General features: G+C 50.5%; 25 protein-coding genes. 16 read left to right on the forward strand and 9 right to left on the reverse strand.

Annotated elements, in window-relative coordinates:
- The first annotated feature begins 17 nt into the window (after positions 1–17).
- Genes MJZ26_01545 through argS form a run of 4 tightly spaced genes read left to right on the forward strand, consistent with a single transcriptional unit; the run spans position 18 to position 3,136 of the window.
- On the forward strand, positions 18–635 hold the full coding sequence (locus tag MJZ26_01545; protein MCQ2104451.1) for a hypothetical protein: 618 nt from the start codon (positions 18–20) through the stop codon (positions 633–635).
- A 38-nt stretch (positions 636–673) separates the two neighbouring features.
- Complete coding sequence (locus MJZ26_01550; protein MCQ2104452.1) at positions 674–1,030, forward strand: LytR C-terminal domain-containing protein; 357 nt, start codon at positions 674–676, stop codon at positions 1,028–1,030.
- The gene (gene rsfS / locus MJZ26_01555; protein ID MCQ2104453.1) at positions 1,027–1,437 is read left to right on the forward strand and encodes a ribosome silencing factor; all 411 of its coding nucleotides are present in this window, start codon (positions 1,027–1,029) and stop codon (positions 1,435–1,437) included. The genes MJZ26_01550 and rsfS overlap by 4 nt, the downstream gene beginning before the upstream one ends.
- Positions 1,424–3,136 (forward strand): arginine--tRNA ligase, encoded by a 1,713-nt coding sequence (argS, locus tag MJZ26_01560; GenBank protein MCQ2104454.1) that lies wholly within the window; start codon positions 1,424–1,426, stop codon positions 3,134–3,136. The genes rsfS and argS overlap by 14 nt, the downstream gene beginning before the upstream one ends.
- Before the next feature lie 131 nt (positions 3,137–3,267).
- Here the strand turns inward: argS and MJZ26_01565 are convergent, their stop codons facing one another.
- Positions 3,268–4,395 carry a fibrobacter succinogenes major paralogous domain-containing protein gene (locus MJZ26_01565; GenBank protein ID MCQ2104455.1) on the reverse strand — a complete coding sequence of 376 codons (1,128 nt, stop codon included), beginning with the start codon at positions 4,393–4,395 and terminating at the stop codon, positions 3,268–3,270.
- Between the two features lie 180 nt (positions 4,396–4,575).
- Here MJZ26_01565 and purU point away from each other — a divergent pair, with 180 nt between their 5' ends.
- The 10 genes from purU to fusA all read left to right on the forward strand — a co-directional run bounded on the left by purU (position 4,576) and on the right by fusA (position 14,400).
- Positions 4,576–5,421: a formyltetrahydrofolate deformylase gene (purU, locus tag MJZ26_01570; protein ID MCQ2104456.1), complete on the forward strand. Its 846-nt coding sequence runs from the start codon at positions 4,576–4,578 to the stop codon at positions 5,419–5,421.
- A 9-nt stretch (positions 5,422–5,430) separates the two neighbouring features.
- Positions 5,431–5,946 carry a hypothetical protein gene (locus MJZ26_01575; GenBank protein MCQ2104457.1) on the forward strand — a complete coding sequence of 172 codons (516 nt, stop codon included), beginning with the start codon at positions 5,431–5,433 and terminating at the stop codon, positions 5,944–5,946.
- Positions 5,947–5,985: 39 nt separating this feature from the next.
- Positions 5,986–6,657, forward strand: coding sequence for an orotate phosphoribosyltransferase (pyrE, locus tag MJZ26_01580; protein ID MCQ2104458.1), 672 nt, complete (start codon positions 5,986–5,988; stop codon positions 6,655–6,657).
- Between the two features lie 146 nt (positions 6,658–6,803).
- Entirely contained in the window at positions 6,804–7,493 is a 690-nt protein-coding gene (locus tag MJZ26_01585; protein ID MCQ2104459.1) for a hypothetical protein, read from the forward strand.
- Entirely contained in the window at positions 7,490–8,761 is a 1,272-nt protein-coding gene (locus tag MJZ26_01590; GenBank protein MCQ2104460.1) for a hypothetical protein, read from the forward strand. Before MJZ26_01585 ends, MJZ26_01590 begins: the two co-directional genes overlap by 4 nt.
- A 41-nt stretch (positions 8,762–8,802) precedes the next feature.
- Entirely contained in the window at positions 8,803–10,218 is a 1,416-nt protein-coding gene (locus MJZ26_01595) for a DEAD/DEAH box helicase (GenBank protein MCQ2104461.1), read from the forward strand.
- Between the two features lie 67 nt (positions 10,219–10,285).
- Positions 10,286–11,047 carry a type I methionyl aminopeptidase gene (gene map, locus MJZ26_01600; GenBank protein MCQ2104462.1) on the forward strand — a complete coding sequence of 254 codons (762 nt, stop codon included), beginning with the start codon at positions 10,286–10,288 and terminating at the stop codon, positions 11,045–11,047.
- Positions 11,047–11,382: a hypothetical protein gene (locus MJZ26_01605; GenBank protein MCQ2104463.1), complete on the forward strand. Its 336-nt coding sequence runs from the start codon at positions 11,047–11,049 to the stop codon at positions 11,380–11,382. The genes map and MJZ26_01605 overlap by 1 nt, the downstream gene beginning before the upstream one ends.
- 42 nt (positions 11,383–11,424) lie before the next feature.
- Positions 11,425–12,111, forward strand: a complete 687-nt coding sequence (locus MJZ26_01610) for an EcsC family protein (protein ID MCQ2104464.1) — start codon at positions 11,425–11,427, stop codon at positions 12,109–12,111.
- Between the two features lie 159 nt (positions 12,112–12,270).
- On the forward strand, positions 12,271–14,400 hold the full coding sequence (gene fusA / locus MJZ26_01615) for an elongation factor G (protein ID MCQ2104465.1): 2,130 nt from the start codon (positions 12,271–12,273) through the stop codon (positions 14,398–14,400).
- Between the two features lie 363 nt (positions 14,401–14,763).
- Here the strand turns inward: fusA and mazG are convergent, their stop codons facing one another.
- Positions 14,764–15,606, reverse strand: a complete 843-nt coding sequence (gene mazG, locus MJZ26_01620) for a nucleoside triphosphate pyrophosphohydrolase (GenBank protein MCQ2104466.1) — start codon at positions 15,604–15,606, stop codon at positions 14,764–14,766.
- Here mazG and MJZ26_01625 point away from each other — a divergent pair, their 5' ends adjacent.
- The gene (locus tag MJZ26_01625) at positions 15,607–16,569 is read left to right on the forward strand and encodes a DNA-protecting protein DprA (protein MCQ2104467.1); all 963 of its coding nucleotides are present in this window, start codon (positions 15,607–15,609) and stop codon (positions 16,567–16,569) included.
- Between the two features lie 52 nt (positions 16,570–16,621).
- The gene (locus MJZ26_01630; protein ID MCQ2104468.1) at positions 16,622–16,852 is read left to right on the forward strand and encodes a septum formation initiator family protein; all 231 of its coding nucleotides are present in this window, start codon (positions 16,622–16,624) and stop codon (positions 16,850–16,852) included.
- A 42-nt stretch (positions 16,853–16,894) separates the two neighbouring features.
- On the opposite strand, the gene MJZ26_01635 is transcribed toward MJZ26_01630, so the two are convergent.
- From MJZ26_01635 to rpsF, 7 genes are all read right to left on the reverse strand, one after another.
- Positions 16,895–19,954: an efflux RND transporter permease subunit gene (locus MJZ26_01635; GenBank protein MCQ2104469.1), complete on the reverse strand. Its 3,060-nt coding sequence runs from the start codon at positions 19,952–19,954 to the stop codon at positions 16,895–16,897.
- 127 nt (positions 19,955–20,081) lie between these two features.
- Positions 20,082–21,230: an efflux RND transporter periplasmic adaptor subunit gene (locus tag MJZ26_01640; protein ID MCQ2104470.1), complete on the reverse strand. Its 1,149-nt coding sequence runs from the start codon at positions 21,228–21,230 to the stop codon at positions 20,082–20,084.
- A 39-nt stretch (positions 21,231–21,269) separates the two neighbouring features.
- Positions 21,270–21,989, reverse strand: coding sequence for a hypothetical protein (locus MJZ26_01645; GenBank protein MCQ2104471.1), 720 nt, complete (start codon positions 21,987–21,989; stop codon positions 21,270–21,272).
- Positions 21,989–23,629, reverse strand: a complete 1,641-nt coding sequence (locus MJZ26_01650) for a hypothetical protein (GenBank protein ID MCQ2104472.1) — start codon at positions 23,627–23,629, stop codon at positions 21,989–21,991. Before MJZ26_01650 ends, MJZ26_01645 begins: the two co-directional genes overlap by 1 nt.
- A gap of 137 nt (positions 23,630–23,766) precedes the next feature.
- Positions 23,767–24,213 (reverse strand): 50S ribosomal protein L9, encoded by a 447-nt coding sequence (gene rplI / locus MJZ26_01655; protein MCQ2104473.1) that lies wholly within the window; start codon positions 24,211–24,213, stop codon positions 23,767–23,769.
- A gap of 16 nt (positions 24,214–24,229) precedes the next feature.
- Positions 24,230–24,481, reverse strand: coding sequence for a 30S ribosomal protein S18 (rpsR, locus tag MJZ26_01660; GenBank protein MCQ2104474.1), 252 nt, complete (start codon positions 24,479–24,481; stop codon positions 24,230–24,232).
- A complete protein-coding gene (rpsF, locus tag MJZ26_01665; GenBank protein ID MCQ2104475.1) occupies positions 24,481–24,849 on the reverse strand; it encodes a 30S ribosomal protein S6 in 369 nt (122 codons plus the stop codon). The genes rpsR and rpsF overlap by 1 nt, the downstream gene beginning before the upstream one ends.
- Positions 24,850–24,969 lie beyond the last annotated feature (120 nt).

Below are 24,969 nucleotides of genomic sequence, written 5' to 3' on the forward strand. Positions count from 1 at the left end.
TTTCTATATTCATAATCATGAAGTTCGGAATCATCTCCATCGTCTCCGCAATGACGCTGCTCCTTGCCAGCGCCCTTTTTGCAGCAGGGGAAATTCCGCAAGGCGCAACGGGACCCGATTCAGCAGCAATGACCCAGCCCACTTCGATTATAGATTCCAGCACCGTCCGGGAAGACACCATTGTCGTCATTGTAGACGAAGGTATTCCCTGGAACAGAGAGCACTTCGACCCCGAAAGACTTGTACGCAAGGAAACCTTCGACCCAGCACTAAAGGTGGCCTACACCTATTCCGTCAGTTTCATGGGCGGAACTTTCGGTTCTTTCGCCCAGCAAAGTTACATGGCCCACCTGGCCTACGAATTCACACCGAATCTCCATCTTTACGCTGATCTCGGACTTTGGATGCCCCTGTACTCAAACTTTCGGTTTAATACTCCTATAGCCAAGGAAGATGTCCGCCAGGGGAACGTGGACGTAGTCATCCCCGACATCACCTTAGAGTATAAGCCAACCGAGAATACCAGTTTCCGATTGATGATCGTCAACGAAAGGGACGCATTTAAGGCTTATGGGCCTTACCGCTACTACGGCGGTTATTACAGGCCTTGGAGAAATTCTATCTTGTACCGCTGATGCGACTGTTTATCTGTTTTATATTCTGTTTAACTCTATTGGGCTGCAAGGAAGAAGTTGTAGAGCCCAAGGTGCAGGAAGTTCGCTCCTACAAGGGCGACGTAGAAGTCCTGAACAGTTGCGGAATGTCTGGTGCAGCAGCCAAGATGAGAGCTTACCTCCGAAAGAACGGTTTTGACATCGTAAGTTCTCGAAACGATGTGCTGCAGAATTACGAAGAAACGATTATCGTGCTGCGAAACCCGGAATGGGAAGGAGCCCAGGCTCTAGCAAGAGCGCTCAAGACAAACAATATCATGTACGTCAAGAGCAATAGAGCCGTGGTTGATGCAGCCGTATACATAGGAAAAGACTTTAAACAAATCATAGAACCCGAACAGGGAGATTCAAAATGACAAAGCAAAACCTGCCGGAATCCATCCAGCTCGGAGCAAGCATTCTGTTTGAACTCCGCGCCCAGAACGTACAACTCATCGACCTTCGCGGTATCAAGGACGTTACCGATTTCTTCTTGGTAGCAACTTGCGAAAGCGAAGCCCAGATGCAGGCAATCTTGAACGAATTCCACAAGGAATTCAAGGCTCGCAAGCTCCCCACCGTAGGCGTGGAATACAAGGAAGGCGTCCGTTGGGCCGTTTTCGATGCAGGCCTAGACCTGATGGTTCATCTGTTCGAAGAAGAAAAGCGCGAAGAAATTTCCCTTGACCGTCTGTATTCCGACGGCAAGATCGTTGAACTGGACGAAAACGACTTCATGAAGACCACAAGCAAGAAGTCTGGAGACGACAATGAACTCGTTTGAGCAAGAAATTGCAAATGCTCTGGCAGCAACGGGCTCCTTCGAGGCCGAAGCCGCACTCAAGCTTATCTCTGTGCCGCCTGACACCACCCACGGCAACTTCACCATTCCCTGCTTCTCCCTTGCAAAGGTGATGCGCAAGGCTCCGAAGATGATTGCCGAGGAACTGGCCGCCCAGGTAAAGCTTCCCTCTGGTTTGTCCAAGGTTGAAGCCGTAAACGGCTACCTGAACTTCTTTATCGACCGCGGTTACCTGGCCAAGTCCACCCTGGAAGAAATTGACGCCAAGGGCCTCGCCTATGGTCATCAGGAATCCAACGGCAAGGTGGTCTGCATTGACTTCAGTTCCCCCAACATCGGTAAGGAACTGGCATTCCATCACCTCCGCTCCACCATGATCGGTAACAGCCTCTCCCGCATTTACAAGGCAGCAGGCTACAAGGTTGAACGAATCAACCATTTGGGCGACTGGGGTACCGCCTTCGGTAAGCTCATCGTGATGTACCTCCGCGAAAAGCTTCCTACCGACCAGGCCACTCTCGACGCCCTTACCGTGAAGGAACTGAACATCCTTTATGCAGCCTTCTCCAAGGCCAGCAAGGAAGAGCCGGGCCTTGAAGATGAAGCCCGCGCCGCCTTTACCAAGCTTGAAAAGGGAGACGAATTCTACCGCACCTTGTGGACCGCATTCCGTGCAGCAACCCTCAAGGAACTGATGCGCATCTACGACATGATGGGCGTAGGCTTTGACCACTACACCGGCGAATCCTTCTTTGAAGACAAGATTCCCGCAATTCTTGACGAACTCCGCGAAAAGAATTTGATGATCAAGTCCAACGAACTGGACGTGGTGATGCTGGATGAGTTCGACCTGAACCCCTGCCTTATCCGCAAGAGCGATGGTTCTACCCTGTACGCCACCCGCGACTTGGCTGCAGCCGACTACCGCATGAGGGAATACAACTTCGACAAGTGCCTATACGTTGTGGACCTGGGTCAGGCTCTGCACTTCAAGCAAGTTTTCCACGTGCTGAAGAAGATGGGCCGCGACTGGTACACCAACATGTACCACATTCCCTTTGGCGTGATCCTCCAGCTGGTGGACGGCAAGTGGGAAAAGGGCAAGACCCGTACCGGTACTGCAAGCCTTCTCCGCGATGTGATTGATGCTGCCCAGAAGAAGATTCTGGAATTCATCGACGCCAAGAATCCGGAATTGGAAAACAAGGAACTGATTGCCCGCCAGATCGGCATTAGCGCTCTCACCTTCAACGACCTGAAGAACAGCCGCGTGAAGGATGTCCGCTTTGACTGGGATGCAGTCATGAGCTTCGAAGGCGACACTGGTCCTTACGTCCAGAACGCACATGTTCGCCTCTGCAGCATCATGCGCAAGGCCGGTTATACCGTTAAGTTGTCTGAAATCGACTACGCACAGCTCAGCGATGACGCCGCCTACAGCCTCATCAACCTGCTTTCCAAGAAGTCCGAAAAGATTCTCGGTGCAGTAGCCGGCGACGAGCCTAGTGTTCTCGCACAGTACGCATTGGAAATTGCAGAAGCTGCCCACAAGTTCATCCATGAAGACCGCGTTCTCGGTTCCGCCGAAGAAAAGTCCCGCCTGTTCCTGGTACAGTCCACCCAGATTGTACTAGAAAACGTCCTGGATCTCCTGGGCCTCTTCCCCATTCGTTCCATGTAATCAACTGAATCGCGTCGCAGCCAGACCTGCGACCGTTTCTAAACAAAAAAGAACCGCGATTAAATCGCGGTTCTTTTTTCTCATAGCAACCGTAGGTTGCGAGCTCATGGCTCAAGGCTCATAGCTCAATACTAGTCACCATCGATGCAACGAACGGAATAAGCATTGGTCTTGCTGGGAACCAGCTGACGAACCATCTGGTCGCTCATACGACCCATTGCCCAAATCCAAATAGTTTCGTTACGGCCATTCTGTGCAGACCAGAAGCCGGCGTATTCACCCATGTCTTCGTAGCGGACAGTGGACTTGCCAATCAGCTTACGATAGCCGGAGGAGAAGATGGAGAAACCGTATTCATCGGTGCCGCCACCGCCCTGCCAACCTGTGGTAGCCTTCATCTTCTTGGCAAAGGCTTCGCACTTGTCAACACCGTCGTAGCAATGGGTAATGCCAACGAGCATATCCATCCATTCTCGGTCACGGGGCAAGTGCCAACCCTTGGGGCAAGCCTTGCGAGCGCCTTCAAGGTCATAAAGACGACCACCGCGGGCGCAGTAGGATTCCTTGTCATCGTAGCACCAGGAATGACCTTCCACCTCAAAGTTTACGTTCTGAGCAAACCACTCACGACCTTCAACCTTAATGGTACGATATGTCTGTCCATCACGAGGATCGGTAAACACACCGGATACTTCGCGAAGAGAGGCCCTATGTTCCTGCTCGGCCTGGCGGAATTCCACCAGCTTTTCACGACGGAACTTTTCGCGACCTTCGATTTCCTTGACCCAGGCAGCCTGAGCAGCCTCGTTAGCAAACTTGATTCTCAAATCGCCAACGGCAAAGAGTTCATTGCCACAAGCCAGGTCGACGCCAGCGATATTGATAATCTGTTCGGTAGTTTCGGCATTCTTACCTTTGCCCACGGTAAAGGTACGAGGCTTGTTGAAGTAAGAAATCCAAGCTTCAGCAGTCTGCTTACAAGATTCGTAGAAATGTTCCTTTTCAATCTTGTCTGCGAGCACAGTCATATTTCCGGCTACGGAAAATTCAAACATGCCGTCCTTAACCTTGAAGGAAACCGGCTGCACGGCCTTATAGTGAGTGTACTTGCCAAAACGGATGTCGCCTTCGATCTTTGCAGATGCGTAATCGCCTTCCCCTTCGGCGTTATAGATGGCGTCCCAGGTCTTGGGCGGAGCTGCAAAAGTTTCCACAGCGGCAAGACATGAAATCACAGCGAGAATAGTTTTAATTTTCATTGTCCTTCTCATTTCTGTATTTTAATACGATTCTTTAAAGTTAGTTTATTTTATGCTTTTTGGAAACTCATTTTTTGTTAACAAATTTTCATTCTGTTGTAACCATTACAAGGGGCAATTTCGTCATTTTTTCGCCCTCAAAAAAGAATACGCACCCTTCAATTTTTTTATTTTTAGGATATGGCTACAACACGTTACATTTTGCAGATTCATTGCCCTGACCAAAAGGGCCTTATCGCAGGTACCACCCAAGTTCTCGCCAAAGCAGGCGCCAACATTGTGGACTTGCAACAGCACACCGCCAAGGATATCGAGACTTTCTTCCTCCGAGCTGTTTTCGAGGCTGAACCCGAAAATATCGAAGAAGTCCGCAAGCACTTGGAAACCCTGGAAGGGCATCTCCAGCTGAACTGGAAATTGTTCGACACCTCCAAAACCGAACGCGTCGCAATTTTCGTGTCCAAGACAGACCACTGCCTTTACGATCTGCTCCTGAAAAAGCGCGACGGCGATCTGCCCTGCGAATTCAGCTGCATCGTCGGCAACCACACGGACCTCGCCGGAGTCGGCGGATCCTTCGGCGTTCCCTTCTACTATGTTCCGTCCAATCCGGATAAGAACATCCCGGAAAACCGTTTCCGCGAAATCATCGAAGAAACCAAGACCGACACTGTGGTTCTCGCCCGCTATATGCAGATTCTTTCTGCAGCATTCACCGAAGAATTCAAGTACCGCATCATCAACATCCACCACGGCTTCCTCCCGGCATTCAAGGGCGCAAAGCCCTACCACCAGGCATGGAACAAGGGTGTGAAGATTATCGGTGCAACAGCCCACTTCGCCACAGAAGACTTGGACCAGGGTCCTATCATCGCCCAGGATATCCAGCGAGTTCCTGAAACAGCCAGCATTGATGAACTGGTGGAACTGGGTAAGGATATCGAAAAGCGCACCCTTTCCCAGGCTCTTAAACTTTGGCTTGAACATCGTGTATTTGTCGTAGCCGGCAGAACCTTTATTCTGTAAGGAGTACTCATGTCTGAAGAAATCAAGAACGAAGAACAGCCCCAGGTTGTTCCCACAGCCGAAAACAACAATACTGCGGAAGCTGTTACTCCTGCACAGGAATCCTCTGCAGAAAACGTAGCCTCTCAAGAAGTTCCTGCAGCATCCCCGGAAGCACCCGTTGACGCCAAACCTCAGGTTATCGTTCAGAAGGAAAGGGGCTTCTCCCACTACGTGGGTTTCGCTCTTCTCGCAGTGCTTTGCATTTGCTTCTTCTTCGCTCCCGGCATCGCCCTGACTTATGCCATCAACATGATTCCCGGTGTCAGCCTGGGCGCCATGGCAGCATGGGTATTCAGCGCCATATTCAGCGTTGTCGTATGGCTCATTTTCAAGCTGAAGATCAAAGGCTTCAAGAAGTCCTTCTACATCTACATTGCCCTTTGCGTCGTAGTCTTTGGAATTCTTATTGCCGCCGAGGTATTGACTGAACAGACCGGAGTATTCGCAAGTATCCTCGCAATGCTTACCGGTGCCAACGCCTAAAGGGCTCTGTATAAACACTTATAACCAAAGAGTTTTATAATGACTAAGACTGACGCTTTCGTTAACTTCCTCGTTGAATCTGGAGCTCTGAAGTTTGGTGACTTCGTTACCAAGAGCGGCCGTAATACTCCGTACTTCATCAACACTGGAGAATTCCGTACCGGAGCATCCCTTTCCAAGCTGGCAGAATTCTACGCAGCAGCATTCGTGGAACATTTTGACGGCAAGGCAACCAACCTTTATGGTCCCGCCTACAAGGGCATTCCCCTGTGTGCAGCTACCGCCATGAAGCTTTCCGATGTATACGCCAAGAACCTGACCTTCACCTACAACCGTAAGGAAGTCAAGGACCACGGCGAAGGCGGATCTCTGGTAGGTTACAAGTACGCCGAAAAGACCAATGTGGTGATCATTGAAGACGTGATTACCGCTGGTACTTCCGTGAACGAAACCCTGCAGATTCTCAAGAACATCGAGAATGCCAATGTCATCGGCCTCTTGATTTCTGTGGACCGTAAGGAAAAGTTGGACAACGGCAAATCCGCCTTGCAGACCGTCCAGGATGAATACGGCATCGAAGCCCACTCCATCGTGAACATCAACGACATTATCGCCTTCCTGGAAAAGGAAGAAAACCGCAAGGCAATCAACGCTCCCGAAGGCATCTTGGAAAAGGTGTACGCCTATCGCGAACAGTGGGGCGCTAAGTAAATCAAAGATTTCAATCTTTGATTTACAATGAATAATGAACAGAGAGCAATGAACAATTTTAATAGTCGCGCCAAAGGCGCTAAGTAAATGAGCACGAAGTGCCTTTATAACCATTGTTCATTGTTCATTGTTAACTGTTAATTGAAATGAAAAATGTTCTTGTTCTGATGGTAGCTATCTTGGCTTGCGCTCTTGTTGGGTGCAGCCAAAGTTATCAATGGAGCAAGAAACATCCAGCCTACAGCAAGGCGCCCTATGGAGATCTTGCCGTAGCAGGGGTTCAAAACGCATTCGTTCTGACTAGAACCGGATGGTTCGCCAAGCGCCTAGACTTTGGTTCCGACAGCATTCAAATCAAGGGTACAGCTTTCTGCGCCCAGGTTATGCTTGATGAACTCAAGGGCGGTTACGCAAACCTGAACATTCTATCGGACAAGGCCCTAAGTGGTTTTCCTGAAGAGAGTCAGAAACTGGACGACCGCATTTTCATGAAAGGTCGCCTTCCAGAACAAGGCATTGTCGTCAAGGATAGCGCAGGCAACATCCCCGCAATGATTCTTCTGGTTCACGAAGTCATCGTTGGAACAGACCTGAAGCGAGAAGACTACTTTGACTACGCCCTCATTCATAACGAGAGCAAGGAACGCACCGCCGTAAAGAACATTAGCGCAATTGTGTCCTACACCTTGTGGGACAATTTGAAACAGCGCCCTCTGTTTAGTGCCGTTGACGAAATCCAGCATCCGATAGTCAACATGACCATCGCCGACCTGGAAACCTTGGTTCGTGAAACCGTTCGACAGATTCGCAGCAACCTGTACTTGGGGGCAAAATGAATTTTCGCTCCCTAGTATTCCTGATCCTATCCATTGCGGTAAGCTATGCTCTCGGCAAGGACGTCTACTTTGATTCCAAGTGGACTTTTTGGCGTGATGCGGACATCCTTATCTGGACCACAGACAAGGAACTTCCCATTGACCCTAAGGAATTCTGTCTTTCCATTAAGCGAAACAACTCCGGCGCAGGCGAACCCAAGTGCCGCATCGTAGGTGAATGGGAACGAGACTCTGTCGCCATCCGCTACGCATCCTGGCTATCCAACAATATGGAACCAGGGCTGCCCGCCTCCTATCTCAAGGCCAGACACCCTGCCATGGGAGCCAAGATTCAAGCTCTAGAAGACAAGATCGTCTTGTTCATGGCTGACAAAGGCAGCACGCTTCAGCTCGCCATCTTTGACGAAACTTCGTCCGAACCCAAAGCCGGAGGAACCCTTCCAAAGAAGGCTGATAAAATCGCCCTTGGTGACGACATCGCCAGCACCTTCTTCGACAGAAATACAACTCGCCGCTTAAGCAAGGAAGAACGAGCCAAGAAACTTACAGAACCGGACGATTTCTATAAAGAAGTGCCCAACTTTAGAGCATGGGCAGGCGTCTCTGCTGGCTACGCACAGGCCCAAATTCCCCTGACTCCCGACAACTGGTATCGCAGCCACGTAAGGAGCCAAGTTCGCAACTACCGCATCACCAAGGATTCCGTTAGCCTTTGGAACTTCCTTGACGATTCCGGCCCGCTGTTTACTTTGTACGCAGGCGGTACCTGGTACGGCTTTATCGGCGGCGAAATTTTCTACCGCTACGCCAATCACAAGATGAAAACAGACGAAAGCGATACGGTTTACAAGGAATTGGACCATTGGGAATTCGCCCAGCACGAAATCGGCTTGAACGTTATGTTTTCCAGGTCCTACAATCCAATCAAGTGGATGGATATAAACCTCTTTGCATTCCTTGGATTCCAATACAGTTTCTACTCTGAAGATATTGAACTGAAAAGTGATGTAAAGAAACCTTCCAGGGCATACGAATCACGAATCAAGTTTGAAGACGCATACAAGGGCGCCCTATTTGGCTTTGGAAGCCAATTCGTATTTGCAGACCACTATGGCGTCAGCGTCCGTACAGGTATTTCAAGCCGAGGCAAGAGCGTCTATTCCGATCCCTCTCCTGATGCAGCCTCCGAGCCAACAACCATCGGCGCTTCCACCATTGACTGGTTCATAAGTTTTGGCCTTGAATACCATTGGAGTTTGGCCAACTAACTTTGCCGAGGACCGGCACTTTTTCTAGATTTGCGCTCATTATGAGTGATATTCAGAATCAAGAAGTTAAAGAAGAAATCGTTAATAAGCAAGAAACTGTCAATCCGTTTTTGACTCCCGTCAATATTATTGAGCCCAAGAACAAGCTCCCCGATTACACTTTCGACATGCTGCCCGCCGAACAGAAGGCGATTCTCGCAAGCCACGGCTGGACCGACCTGATGCCTGTCCAGCGCAAGACTATGCCCTACATGCTTGCCGCCCGCGATATGCTGGTACAGTCCAAGACTGGTTCGGGCAAGACCGGTGCTTATGTTCTCCCCCTCTTGCAGGTCATCGTTCGTGACCACCTGTTCCCCCAGGCTTTGATCCTGGTGCCCACCCGCGAATTGGCCATCCAGGTACAGGACGAAGTGCAGAAACTTTCTGCAGGAACCGGCATCAAGTCTGTAGCCATCTTTGGTGGCGTATCCTACGAGCCTCAGCTTAAGGCATTGAAGGAAGGCGTTCATATCATCGTTGCAACTCCGGGTCGCCTGATGGACCATGTGCAGCGCGGTAACGTGGACTTCCTGGACATCCGCGACCTGATCCTGGATGAAGCCGACGAAATGCTTTCCATGGGTTTCTATCCAGACATGCAGAAGATCCGCAAGTATCTTCCCAAGCAGCTGGCCTGCACCATGTTCAGTGCCACCATCCCCCAGACCGTGAAGAGCCTTGCCAGAGAATTCCAGCGCCCGTCCGCAGAATTCCTCTCCCTCAGCTACGACAAGGTTATCGCCAACAACCTGGAACATCGTTGGTATCCCTGCGACGTCATGGACAAGGACTCCATGACCATCAAGGTTCTGGAATACGAAAATCCCGAAAGCTGCATGATTTTCTGCAACAAGAAGTGCGACGTCAGCTACCTGGAACAGGTGCTCTCCGGCTACGGATTTGTTGTTGGAGCCCTCAGTGGCGACGTAAGCCAGGCTCTCCGCGAAAAGACATTGAACGCCTTCCGCGACAAGAAACTGCGTATCTTGATCTGTACAGACGTTGCAGCCCGCGGTATCGACGTAGATCACGTAACCCACGTTATCGTCTACGATCATCCGGACGACCACGAAGTCTACGTCCACCGCAGTGGACGTACGGCCCGTGCAGGCCGTAGCGGCGTCTGCATCTCCCTGGTTACACCGGTTGAGGAAATCGAAATCAAGAAGACCGCCGCAGACTTCGGCATCAACTTCATCAAGCAGGAACCGCTGACCAACGAAGCCATCGCCAAGAAGGTTGGCGAACGCACCCTCAAGCAGCTGCAGGAAGTTAGCAAGCATTTCGGTGGCCAGAAGGCCAAGGAACGCATCAGCCACTTCATTCCCCTGGCCAAGGAACTGGCTAACGGAACCGAAGACCAGCAGATGCTTCTTGCCTACCTGCTGGACAGATACATCTGGAAGAAAAATTAACAATTGATAATGGATAGTTGACAATCGTCAATTATCCATTAAAAAAGCGCCGGAGGCGCAAAATACAATGGCTAAGATTAAAGTAAAGAACGCAAGAGAAATTGAGCTGATCCGCGACGCAGGCGCCCTGGCAGCAGAAACCCTGCTCCGTGCAGGCGAAATGTGCAAGCCTGGTGTCAGCACCTTGGAAATTGACGAATTCATCGGCGACTACACTCGCCAACACAAGGGCATTTCCGCATGCAAGGGTTATCATGGCTATCCCCGCTACGCTTGCATCAGCATCAACGAAGTCGTCTGCCACGGCATCCCCAACGCAAAGACTATCCTCAAGGAAGGTGATATTGTCAACATCGACATTACCACCATTCTCCAAGGCTACCACGGTGATACCTCCGCCATGTTCTGCGTCGGCAAGGTAAGCAAGCTCGCCCAGGAACTGGTCGACACCGCCAAGTTCGCCATGGAAGAAGGCATTCGCGCCGCAGGTGAAATGGGCGCCCGCTGGTACGACATCGGCAACACAATCAACGACGTTGCAGACGAACACGGCTTTAGCGTTGTCCAGGACTACTGTGGTCATGGCATCGGCCGCGGATTCCACGAAGACCCGCTGGTATTCCACTTCCGTAACAACGAATACCCCCAGTTCATCGAAGTGGGCAACGTATTCACCGTCGAACCCATGCTGAACGCAGGCAAGCCCGGCACCAAGACCCTCGCCGACGGTTGGACTGCAGTCACCCGTGACGGTTCCTTGAGCGCCCAGTGGGAACACACTGTGGTAAAGACCAAGGACGGCATTGAAATCCTGACCCTGCCTCGCTAATGTCCCTGCTCAGTAATTTTCGCGACAAGGCGGTGGAGAAATTCGTCCGGAACCACGAACTTGTAAAAAAATTCGGCGAGGTCCAGACCATTTCCATCGATTCCGAAAACGGAACCATCGACACCACCGTCTTGCTCAACGGGGAAATCGCCCCCATCAAGTTCCGGGGTTACTACTACTTTGACGATACTGACAATGGAACCGACATCGTCATACGTAAAATCACCTGTGAAAGGCTATGGATCGACACAGCCCTCGACTATTGGCTTGGCGACAAAACCCTTCGCTACAATATTCCAGGCCTTGCAGGGGGCATTGCAAAGATCCTATTCTAGGATTTTACAGTTTTTCCTAGGAATTTTCGTTATATTATTAGTATGAGTGAAAATAACGAACAGCTGGATGAAAGGCAGGAAGTTTCCGACTCCCAGGATTCCAAGAAGAGTACTACAGACAAGCTAAAAGACCGCATAACAAGCGTTCTGCTTGATTTGATTACGGATATTCCCGATTCCCTTCACAACAAAACCGAGGATCCCGACGAAAAGGTCCGCAAACTGACCATGCAGGCCGCCCTCAAGGCATCCTCCGTCAGCGCTACCCTGTCCATTCCAGCGGGCATCACCGGCATCCTCACGTCCATTCCTGATATTGCCGCTGTTTGGCGTATCCAGGCCCAGCTGGTGTCCGACATTGCTGCAAGCTACGGCAAGCTGGCCCTGCTTAGCCGCGAAGCCATGATCTGGTGTCTGTTCCGCCATAGCGCCGCCTCCCTGCTTAGGGACCTGGCCGTTAGAACAGGAAGCCGCATCATCGTCCAAAAGCTGTCCGCCGCCGCCCTCAAGACCATCCTGACAAAAATAGGGATCCAGGTATCCTCCAAGCTACTGGGCAAGGTCGCCATTAGAGCAATTCCTGCCATTGGAGCCCTTGGCAACGGACTTTATACCTACTACGACACAAACGAGGTAGGCAAGACCGCCGCAGCCTACTTCAAGGCCCTTTCCAACCAAGATCCAGACGTCAAGGATGCCGAGGTTGTAACGGATCCTGAAAACAGCTAAAACAGCCAAATTTCAACGAATTTCACGAAATCCGGGGAAGTACTCCTCGGATTTCCGTTGTTTTACCCCTCTTGTCACCCCCCGCCCTTGAACCTCCCATATTTTTTTCTATCTTTGGGCGCAACTCAAATAAACATCAACTCCATTTGTGGAATAACTATGAAAAACATTACTACCCACAGAAATATTGGTATTTCTGCTCACATCGACTCCGGTAAGACCACTCTTACCGAACGTATCCTTTACTACACCAAGCGTATTCACGCTATCCACGAAGTTCGTGGTAAGGACGGCGTCGGTGCCACGATGGACTCCATGGAACTCGAACGCGAACGCGGCATCACCATTCAGTCTGCTGCTACCTTCGCAAGCTGGACCCACACCAAGTCTGGCGAAGCCGACACCATCAACATCATCGATACCCCGGGGCACGTGGACTTCACTATCGAAGTTGAACGTTCTCTCCGTGTGCTTGACGGTGCTATCCTCGTTCTTACCGGCGTGGAAGGCGTTCAGTCTCAGTCTATTACCGTTGACCGCCAGATGAAGCGCTACCATGTGCCTCGCGTTGTGTTTGTCAACAAGTGCGACCGCTCCGGTGCAAATCCGCTCCGCGTTGCTGTTATGCTCAAGGAAAAGCTGAACCACAAGCCCTGCGTTATGCAGATTCCTATCGGTCTCGAAGACCAGCTGAAGGGCGTGGTTGACCTGGTTGAAATGAAGGCCTACTACTTCGAAGGCGACAACGGTGACGACATGCGCGAAACCGAAATCCCGGCTGAACTGGCTGACCAGGCTCAGGAATACCGTGAAAAGCTCGTTGACTGCTGCGCAGACTACAACGACGAAATCATGGAACTTGCTATGGAAGGCAAGTACGGTGTTGATGACATCGATAAGGCTCTCATCAAGAAGACCATCCGCGAAGCTTGCATTAGCCTCGAAGTTACTCCGGTGTTCATGGGTTCCGCTCATAAGAACATTGGTATCCAGAAGCTCCTCGACGGTGTCGTTGACTACCTCCCCTGCCCGACCGACGTCGAAAACAAGGCTCTCGACCTGAACAACAACGAAGAAGAAGTTGTTCTGAAGTCCGAAGACAACGCTCCCATGGTTTCCTACGCATTCAAGCTGGTGAACGACCGCTATGGTCAGTTGACCTACATCCGCGTATACCAGGGTGTTATCAAGAAGGGTGACATGATCACCAACATCTCCACCGGCAAGAAGGTTTCCGTTGGCCGTCTCGTTCGTATGCACGCTGACGAAATGGTGGATATCACCGAAGCTGGTGCAGGCGACATCGTTGCTCTGTTCGGTATTGACTGCGCATCCGGTACTACCTTTACCGATGGCAAGAACAACTTCAACATGACCTCCATGCACGTTCCTAACCCGGTTATCGAACTTGTGATCGAAGCTAAGAACCGTGACGACCTGGACAACATGTCCAAGGCTCTGAACCGCTTCACCAAGGAAGACCCGACCTTCCAGGTGGAAGTGAACAAGGAATCTGGCGAAACCATCATCAAGGGTATGGGCGAACTTCACCTCGACGTTTACATCGAACGTATGCGTCGTGAATACAAGGTTGACGTTCAAACTGGTGCTCCGCAGGTTGCATACCGCGAAACCATCACCCGCGCTTCCAAGTTCGACTACACCCACAAGAAGCAGACCGGTGGTAGCGGTCAGTACGCTAAGGTCGTCGGCGAAATGCGTCCGATGGCTGTGGAAGGCGACTCCGAAAAGGTTTACAACTTCATCAACTCCGTCGTTGGCGGCCGTATTCCTAAGGAATACATTCCGTCCTGCGATAAGGGCTTCCAAAGCTGCATGGCTGCTGGTTCCTTGATCGGCTTCCCGGTTGTTGGTATCGAAATGGACGTCCAGGATGGTGCATTCCACCCCGTTGACTCTTCCGATATGGCCTTCCAGGTTGCAGCTCGTATGGCATTCCGTGAAGCCTTCGCTAAGGCTGGCGCACAGATCCTCGAACCGATCATGAAGGTTGAAATCCAGACCCCGACCGAATTCCAGGGTTCCGTTGTTGGTAACGTTTCTCAGCGTCGTGGTACCATCGTTGGTACTAACGAAGAACTGGGCATGACCACCATCACCGCTGAAGTTCCGCTGTCTGAAATGTTCGGTTACGCAACTGACCTGCGTTCTATGACTCAGGGTAAGGCTGAATTCACCATGGAATTTGCAAAGTACCTCCCGGTTCCGCGCAACATCCAGGACGAACTCATCAAGAAGTACGGCGACAAGGCTGGCGCCAGAGCTTAATCGCTCAGCACTCTTGAATTAGAGATTGAAGAATCCCCGCGAGCAATCGCGGGGATTCTTTTTCGTCGTACACAACACAAGGAGTCTTCGCCACACACCAAACAAACGCGAAGGCCTCCCATAAAAAAGGATTCCGCGAGACAAGCTCGCGGAACCCAGTGGAATTAGAAGAGAACAAGTGTGCTTCCTATCTTTTCCTACCCCGCGGTTCGATCAGGCATCCCCTCTCCAGAACCAGGAATAGATTGGAAGCACGATATTAATATACCCCTCCATACAAAAGATGGAACAAGAATTTTCGAATTTCTTGTTCCAACACGAGATGTTCCAACTTGTAGTAAGACCTGGCAGTCGTAACTTTTTCTACTTGGATTCAGCCGCCTTTGTACGAGCCTTAGCCTCACGCCACAGTTCCTGAAGGCGCTCCGGAGTCTCTTCTTTCATTTCCTTGCCCTCGGCACGGGCAAGCTCTTCCACTACGCGGAAACGTTTCTCGAACTTGCTGTTGGCGCGTTCCAGGGCGAGAGCCGCATTGAACCCGCAGTGACGTGCCACGTTCACCAAACTGAAAAGGATATCGCCGAACTCGTCTTCCATGCGATCAATATTTCGATTTTCTTCGGAACTTGCTTGCATTTCAGCACGGAATTCAGTAAATTCTTCTACGGCCTTGTTGAACACCGGTTCAGCCTCGATCCAGTCAAACCCAACCTTGGCGGCGCGACGCTGAATCTCCTGGGCACGGGCCAACGTAGGCATGCTCTTGCTAACCTTATCCATAGCGGACTTGCCAGCCATTGATAGATTGTTTTTTTCCGCGTCCTTGATGGTCTCCCAGCGACTGCGCAATCCGTTAGGATTGTTCACATCGAGAAAGTCCTTTTCATTCTCGACCTTGACGTCGCCAAACACATGAGGGTGTCGACGGATCATTTTTTCGCAGATTCCCTGCACCACGTCGTCAATGGCAAAATCCCCGTTTTCCTTTGCGACCTGAGAATGGAATACAATCTGGAAGAGAACATCTCCCAGTTCTTCGGCCATGTGAACCTTATCGTTCGCCTGAGCCGCATCGATGTATTCGTGGGATTCTTCGACTAGATAGGGCAGCAAGGACTGATGCGTCTGTTGCCTGTCCCAGGGGCAGCCTTCCGGAGAGCGGAGGGTAGCCATGATTTTAACAAGATCGTCAAAGGAATATTTCATATGGGAAAAGATAGAAACAGTTGCAACAATGCTTTTGATTTTTTCAAGACAGAAAACTTGCCGAACGCAAACAACGCAAGCGACACAAGAATCCTGGAACAGGATTATCCCCTCCTGCTAAAGGAATCCAAGCTGCGACCGCGTCAATTATTCTATAGGGGAACCTTGCCGCCCAAGGATGCCGTCGGTATCGCCATGGTGGGCACAAGGCGACCAGGTCGAAACGCCCAGGAACTTTGCAAGCAACTTGTTGAAAGCCTTAAGGGGACAAACGCCGTCGTGGTCTCGGGGCTTGCCCAGGGCATCGACAGTTACTGCCATCAGGCAGCTCTCGACGCAGGCATTCCCACGTTGGCGGTAATTGCCCAGGGCTTGGATGCAAGACTTCCCGGATCCCAGGCCGAGTTAGCCCGCAGAATCATTTCTGAGGGTGGAGCGGTGGTTACCGAGTACGAGGGCGATTTTCCATCCTACAAGGGCACGTTCCCGGCCAGGAACCGCATTATCAGCGGGATGAGCAAAGCCACGGTACTTGTCCAGAGCAAGATAAAAGGAGGCGCCCTGATTACAGCGGATTACTGCCTGCAGGAAGGAAAGCTTCTTCTAGCTGTTCCAGGAGACTACGATAGTGAAGTTGCCAGCGGTCCAAACATGTACCTGGAACAGGGGAAAGCCAAGCCCATATTCGCCCCCGAAAGCCTATGGGCTGTGGCAGGACTTTCCAAAAAAACAGACTGCCACATCATCAGCTTCGAAGACGTAAAAAAAGCCGGATGCAACCTTTCACCAGAAGCTAAAGCCTTTTACAACCAGTTCTGCGGGTTCCGAAAGAATTTTTCTGAATTGCAAGAAGAATCTAACTTTAAGACTGGCAACATTTTAGCTATATTAACAGAGCTAGAGATTGCAGGTTTGGTCCAAACACGGGACAACTTCCAATTCTACTTTAACGGGAACAACTGACTTGAATAAGCGACTTTTTCTCTTACTGGCGATTATAATCATTGCAATTGCAGTGGTTGTTTCTCAGCTGTTGTTTGGCAAAAACAGCCTTAAGCAGCAGAGAAGTATCTCCAAGGAAATTGCCGTTTATCAGCATCAGATTGATTCGCTGCAGAAGATTATTGACAGTCGCAACATTGAGATAGAACGACTGAAGAATGATTCGTTGTATAAGGAAGAAATTCTTCGCACTAAGTACGGCATGAGTTTGAAGGGCGAAAAAGTTTTCCAGCTCGTCAGGTAGCCCAAGCACTTCGCTTCGAAAGCGAAACGCACACCCAAAAACTTAAGCCATCTTGCTTGCGTCAGTACCGCCAACATGCTCCACTTTTCCTGCAAAGTAGCTGTACGCTGCAGGCACAATGAACAAGGTCATGAAGGTAGCAAAGGTAAGACCGCCAGCAATGGCGATACCCATGGCAACGCGGCTAGGGGTGCCGGTGGCGATCAGCGGCACTGCGCCCAAAACTGTTGAAAGACTAGTCATGAGGATTGGGCGGAAGCGGCGTGTCGCCGCTTGCCTAGCCGCTTCCAGCTTGGAACATCCTGTGGCAGCCGCAATCTGGTTTGCAAATTCCACAATCAAGATACCATTCTTTGTCACCAGAGCAATCAAAAGGATTAACGCAATCTCACTGAAGATGTTCAATGTCTGACCCGTCAAATACAAGCAAGTCAGCGCACCTGCCAATGCAAGGGGCACGGTAAAGAAAATCACCAGCGGTGCACGGAAACTTTCAAACTGTCCTGCAAGAACCAGGAATATCAAAGCAAGCGCCAACAGGAACACCACATACAAGCCGGAAGAACTTTCCTCAAACTCCTTGGAGGCACCACTCAACGTTGTACTTACGTTGGGATATTCCTTCAACACTTCCTTTGCAATGCGACGCATTTCCTCCACGCCATCACCAATGGTCTTTCCGGGAACAAGGCCCGCCTGAATGGTGGCAGCACTAAAACGGTTATATCGCGGAAGCGACGGTGACGCAGAGCGTTCCACATAGGTAATGAAATTATCGACACTAACGGCCTCGCCCTTTCGGTTCTTTACCGTCAGCAAAGACAGGTTCTGAGGCGTAGCCCTATACTGGTAACCAACGGCACCAATCACATCGTACTGACGTCCGTCCTTGTAGTATTCCCCATAGCTCTTGTCGCTGATAGACAGCTGGATGGCCTGGGCTATATCGTTAACGGAAACGCCTTCCTCATTAGCCTTGTCGCGAAGAATCTCGATGTGAAGTTCCGGCTTGGTAAACTTCAAGTTGGTATTCACCACGCTGAACACAGGGCTCTTGCTAGCTTCTTCCATGAACTTGGGCACCAAAGTACGCAATACTTCAATGGATCCCGCCTGCAACACAAACTGAACCGGAAGGCCACCGCGCTGGGTACTGATGCTCTGGGGTTCAAACACCATCACTCGAAGATCCGGGTATTCATTGCCCAGCAGCTGAATTTCGTGGGCAATCACGCTCTGAGGGCGGCGCGCCGTCTTGTCGTCATTCAAGGAAAGACGAATTCTGGAATTACCCGCATTCCAGGCACCAGCCTGCACTTCCTTGTATTCACCACTATCCAGAATAGTCATGACCTCATCTACAAAAGCATCGGCCATGCGCTTGGTTCGGGTAAGGGTAACGCCTTCGGGCATGTTCACGTTAACCATGACAGAGCCGGAATCTTCCGTTGGTGCCATTTCGCTACTCATGTCATTAAAGCAATAATAGGCTGCAAACAAAAGGCCTGCCACCACCGGGAACAGCAAGAAACGCAGCTTCAGGAATCCGCCCAAAAGTACTGCATAAATACGGTTCAGCCAGTTGAAGAAAGGTTCAGTCCAGTTATAGAAACGGCCTTTTTTCTGATGACGCAGGAACTTGGAGCAAAGCATAGGAGAAAGAGTCAAGGCACAACTTGTGGAAAGGAAAACCGTTCCAATCATCACCGCAACAAATTCTCGAAAGAGAAGACCCGTAGTTCCGCCCAAGGCAAGCACCGGAACAAACACGGCCATCAACACAACAGATGTCGCAATCACTGCAAAAAAGATTTCGTTGGTACCCGCCACTGCGGCCTGCTTCGGCGTCATCCCCTTTTCAATCTTGTCGTAGATATTCTCCACAATCACGATAGCGTCATCCACCACAAGGCCAATGGCCAGCACCATGGCAAGAAGAGTCAACACGTTGATACTAAAGCCACACAGGTACAGAACAAAGAAACTACCGATTACAGCCACAGGCACCACCACCATGGGAATAATGGTGGTTCGGCCCTCGCGCAAGAAGGCAAAGATAATGGCAATCACAAGGAGGAAGGCGATAAAGATGGTTTCCACCACTTCCTTGATGGAAGCGCGAATATTGATACTCGTATCGCGACCATAAAGCATGTCTACGCCTTCGGGCAATTCACGGCGAATATCTTCCACACGCTTGTAGAATTCATCAGCAATATTCACGTGGTTACTACCCGGCTGAGCCACCAGGGCGCAGGTCACTGTGTTCTTGCCATTACGCCTAAAACCCTTGCGGGTGTCCAGCGGTTCATAGTGAATATTCGCAACGTCAGATACGCGGATGACGGTACCATCGGCAGCAGTCTTTACAGCAATCCTTCCAAAGGCCTCCGGATCCATAATGCGGCCAAGGGTACGAATGGAAAGTGTCGTCTCGGAGCCTTCGATGGAACCCGCCGGAAGTTCAAGGTTTCCCCTGCTGAGAGCCGCACTCATTTCACTGCCGGTAACGCCTAGAGCCTGCATGCGGATAGGATCGATCCACAAACGAACCGTGGGCTGTTTTTCACCCCAGATCATCACCTCGGAAACACCGTTAATAGTCTGCAGACGCTCCTTCACATGATTGCGAGCAATCTCAGAAACATCCATCGCATCAAGCTTGTCACTTACCAAGCTAATCATCAAGATAGGGTCGGAGTCGGAGTCGCTCTTGTTCACCGTAGGCTCATCCACATCATCGGGCAAGCGGCGGCGCACGCGGCTAACGCGGTCTCGAATATCATTGGCGGCATCTTCCAAATCCATGCCGGTTTCGAATTCCACGCTGATGTAGGAGGAACCATCGGAGCTGGTAGATGTCAAGGCCTTAATGCCAGGCGCACTGTTGATGGACGATTCCAAGACCTCGGTCACTTCCGCTTCCACCACCGCGGCATTTGCGCCCGGATAGGAAGTTCGAACCTGAATCAAGGGGTAGTCAACGTTTGGGTATTCGCGGATACCCAAGTTACTCATACCAAATGCGCCCAGCAACAAAATCACCAAGGCTACAACGGTCATAAGAACCGGACGTCGAACAGAAAGGTTTGCTACACTCATTTTTATCAGTTATGAATTATGAATTACGAATTACGAGAAATCGCCTATACAGATCAACAATTTTTTCAACAGCATCTATTCTCGTTCTCTTGTAATTCATAACTTGTAATTAGTAATTGGCAAAGCCTTAGTTTACTTCGTAATCGGTATTGTTACGGATTTCGCGAATGCGAATGGAACTTCCCTGACGGATGCTGATCAAGCCAGAGGTTATCACAGTATCACCCTCGTTAAGGCCACTAACCACATCTACGGCAATAGGAGTACGCAAGCCTGTTTCTACACGGACCATCTGGGCCTTACCCTCTTTTGCAATAAACAGATAGGCGCCATCCTTATCAAGCGTCAATGCTTCCGCAGGAACAGGGATCGTCTTGGCACGGCCAGTAGCAGCATCGGAAAGATCCACATTTACCTTGGCATAACCGCCAGCAATAAGTTCGCCCTTGGAGTTATCCACCTGAATCATAATCTGGCGAGTACGGCTGCTTTCGGAAATGGTAGCATCAAGAGCCTTCACCTTTCCCGTCTTTTCGATATTACGTTCCTCGTCCCTCAATTGGATTGCATCACCGACCTTGATGTTGGCAGCGTAGCGCTGGGGCAAAGCAAACTTGGCCTTCAACTGCTTAACTTCGCTAAGGGTCGCAATGGAGGTGCCTGTAGTCATCCAAGCACCAACGGAAACATTCACAAAACCAAGCTTGCCACTAAAAGGAGCACGGACTTCTGTCTTTGCGATTTGAGCCTTGATCAATTCTATGTTTGCATCAGCGGACTTCAATGATGCCTCGGCGGCTTCAAGGTCTGCTTGGGTAGCAGCATTCTTTTCGACCAATCCCTTGGTTCGATCCATTTTCTGTTTTGCCAACTGCTGGTTGGACTCCGCCTGCTTTAACTGAGCCTTCAGTTCCGAATCATCAATTTTTGCAAGCAGCGCACCTTTGGAAACATTGGCTCCGTCCTTAGCCATCAACTGAACCAAGCGTCCATTGGTTGCAGCAGTCAGTTCAACGCTGTTCATTGCTTCCAGCGTGGCCATTGTCTGGAAATTCTTACTTGCCACATGGGATTCCGCAATGTAGCCTTCAACAGCAAAGGTCTTTGCCCCACGACCTCCGGGGCCACCCTTTCCACCAGGAGCTTTGCCCTGGCTTGCAGAAGCGCCCTTGCCGGCCTCACCAGACTGGGCATCAGAGGAACAAGCAACAAAACTTAAAGACGAAAAGCAAAAAACAAGAAAAGCAACGAAAGCAAGCGAAGAGAAAGATTTCATACTATTTAGATTCCCAGGACCAAAGATTCGTTGCACTCCCTAGAACTTAACATTAAGCAATAAACCGCTACCGTCCTCATAGAACTCAGGGACGATATCCATCCTTTCGGTAAACGCCTTGGAAGACGTAGCTCTGTATACACGAACCGTATTCAGCATTGAAACCACGCGGTTCAAAACCAGGGCTCCAATGGAAGCTTGGAATACAATTCGACTTACACGGTAATGGCGCAAGCGGCTCTTGTATTCATCCATGTGCTCAGTGGATTCCGGATTATCAGAACTGCCCCAGTCCCACTGGATATCTTCGCTAAGGCCCTTGTTGATTTCATCCATAGTCTTACCAGCACGAAGCATTGCCTGATTGTAATCTTCATCCATATCGGGCGAAGAATTCTGGCCATCAACGCCACCACGACTACGGTAATCGCCAACAGTATTCAACAGAGATTCCTTCTTGCTGCCGCTGGTCAGGCCCGCATGACGCACCGCATAGCTATGGGCAGACGTCAAGTAACGTTCGCCGATAAAATAGGAACCGAAAGCGGTGACCCAAAGCCCAACGTCTGTCCATACAAAAGGACGTACAAACTTCTGCTCGCCGAGATAACGTTCACCCATACCAGGCAAGAGGGCCGAGGAACCCAGGGCAATAAGCCAGTTCTTGTCGGAATTCTTGGACACATTTTCATCCACAGAAACTACCACCTGAGAATAGGCGGTAGCAACTGCAAACAATAGTGCCAGAAAAAGTTTCATTAGAATCCCCAGCTTGCCTGAACGTTTACGCCAAAACCATTGAACAGGTTCACGCCACTATCAAAATGAAGATGATCGTACCAGGACAGGTCTTCCTGGTAAAGGGCCTTGTTATGGGAATTTGCGGTAAGGGCTGCGTCTACAGCAGAAACGATATGGTTCAAGATCAAGCCGCCAAAGAACCAGGCCTGCATGTCGGCATAATCATTAGCCTTGCTACGCAGAGAACGGTATTCGCTACGGTTGTCGGACTTACCAAGAATCTCGGTCTTGGAATTAGGATCTTCCAAGCCAAGGTTTGTAACCAAGGTTGCATCAGTCACGTCGTCCCAACCAAGAACATAGGCGTTGTTTGCCAAGAAGGAATAAACTTCGTCGGCATCTTTGAAGTGGACTTCCTTTTCTTCCTTGCCCAGTTCCTGAGGCTTGCGAACAAAATCGTTAATAAAGCCTTCATCGTTGTTGTAAAGCTTGGAACGGTCAAAGCAACCGCGGCTTCTGGCATCGCCGTAGATAGCCTCGCAGAAGGATTCTCGAGTACCCAGATAACGGTTCCTGAACTCGGCTTCGTAGTTGACTGCATCCGCATTGAACAGTTCTCGCATTGCCTGTTCATAACGACCGATGGAATAATGCTTGCGAGCGAAATCCTTATACTTGTCCACCTGGTCATTGTACTTGTGGACACTGAAGTAGTACCAGCCTCCCCAGAGGGCTGCTTCCAAAGCCAGGTAAACACCACCACGAACATTGGTGAAAGTGGAGCCACCAACATAGAGCTGACCGCTACCCGGAACAACCAAAGACATGAAGAGCGCCTTGCGAGGATTCTTATAACGGCCCTTCATTTCGTCGATACCATTTACCTTGGAAACCTTCACGGGACCAAGAACATCTCGACGGCTAATGGAACTGCTGGACGGAACATCCGTTGCGGAACTGCTGGACGCAGCCATGGCAATGCTATCCTGACGAGCCTGTTCCTGAGCCTGAGCAATAGAATCGGCAACCATCTGAGCAATCGCAGCGGAGTCACGAGCAATTGCCGCCAGATCTTCCTGTTCTTCGGCGGCCTTTGAATAAGCGCGCATCGCTTCCTGGTAGGATTCTTCTGCGCTCATAGAATCAAGCTGGGTGGAGTCTACAGGAGGACGAACCGGCTCACCATTTTCAGGAACCTGGGCCTGCTGAGATTCATTAGCAAAACGTTCCATGGCGGCTCTTTTTTCTGCAGCGGCACGTTCTGCAGCAGCCCTCTGTTCTTCCTCTGCAGCCTTTTCGGCAGCGGCCTGTTCTTCGGCAGCCTTGTCCGCAGCGGCTTTCTCTTCGGCAGCCTTCTTCTCAGCGGCGGCCTTGTCCGCAGCGGCTTTCTCTTCAGCAGCTTTCTTCTCAGCGGCGGCCTTGTCCGCAGCGGCCTTCTCTTCAGCAGCCTTCTTCTCGGCGGCGGCCTTGTCCGCAGCGGCCTTCTCTTCGGCAGCTTTCTTCTCAGCGGCAGCCTTTTCGGCTGCTACATCTGCGGCAGCAGCTTCTTCTTCAAATTCAGCAAACAAATCTCGGGGCTGAGCAAAGGATTGCACAGCAAGCAAACTGGCGGCACAAGCCACAACTTTAACAAAGGGAATAAAAGCAAATTTGCGCATACGCATAAAATAGCAAATGTACAAGCAGCAAATTTCAAGAATACAAAAAAGAACCGCCCCAATCCTAGGACTGGAGCGGTTCGAAAGCTTGGTTTGTCACAAAATCAAACTAATTTGTTTTTGCGACTCTCGGCTCGTTACTTCTCAGCAACAACCCAAACCTTAACGGTAGCTTCAACGTCGCTGAAGACGTTGATAGTAACGTTGAACACACCGAGCTGCTTGATGGGTTCAGCCAAAGCAACCTGAGCGCGGGTCACCTTGATGCCCTGCTTGGTGATTGCATCGGCGATGTCAGATGCGGATACAGAACCGTACAGACGTTCACCTTCAACAACGCGACGTTCCAGGTTAACAGAAACCTGAGAGAGCTTTGCAGCTACGTCACCAGCAGCAGCCAATTCCTTCTGGAATGCGGCTTCAACTGCAGCGCGATTGTTTTCAATTTCAGCAACAGCTTCCTTAGTTGCACGAACAGCGAGCTTACGCGGGAAGAGATAGTTATTTGCATAACCGTTCTTAACCTTCACGACGTCGAGCATCTTACCCAAATGAGGGACGTTAGCCTTAAGAATAACTTCCATAGTCTAGTACCTCCAATTAGCGAATGCTGTCCGAAACGAACGGGAGAATGGCCATCTGACGAGCACGCTTGATAGCTTCGTTCAGCATACGCTGATACTTAGCAGAGGTGCCGGAGATACGGCGAGGAATGATCTTGCCACGTTCAGAGATGAAACGACGGAGAGTCTTTTCGTCCTTGTAGTCGATGAACTGAACGTTGTTTTCGGTGAACCAGCAAGTCTTCTTGCGACGAATGCGGGTTGCCTGCTTCTTATCTTCAAAAGCCATTATTCAGCCTCCCCTTCTTCTGCGTCAACCGGAACGATTTCTTCGGTAGACTGAGCCATGTCTGCATTGTAAACGATTTCGCTCATCGGATAATCAACGAGGGTCATCCAACGGAGAACGTTACCATTCAGCTTGAGAGCTGCTTCCATAGCGGCAACAGTTGCAACTTCTGCCTTGTAGTAGAAGATTACATAGAAGCCGTGCTGGCGCTTGTTGATAGTATAAGCGAGCTTGCGCTTGCCCCAATCGTCACGACGAACAATTTCGCCGCCCTTAGTGATGTTAGCGGCGATGGTCTCGATTTCGGCCTTGATGGCGTCGTCAGAGATCATAGCGTCGATGATCACCATAGTTTCGTACTGTCTCATAATGAGATCCCTTTGGTCTATCGCCCAGGTTACCACCATTGGCCCCGGGAGGGTTCCGATATAAATCGGTGGCTCAAATATAGAAAAGGACGGCTAGAACGTCAAACCTCGGTGCCAAGT

Origin of the sequence: Fibrobacter sp. (assembly GCA_024398965.1) — a bacterium.
Classification (GTDB): Bacteria; Fibrobacterota; Fibrobacteria; order Fibrobacterales; family Fibrobacteraceae; genus Fibrobacter.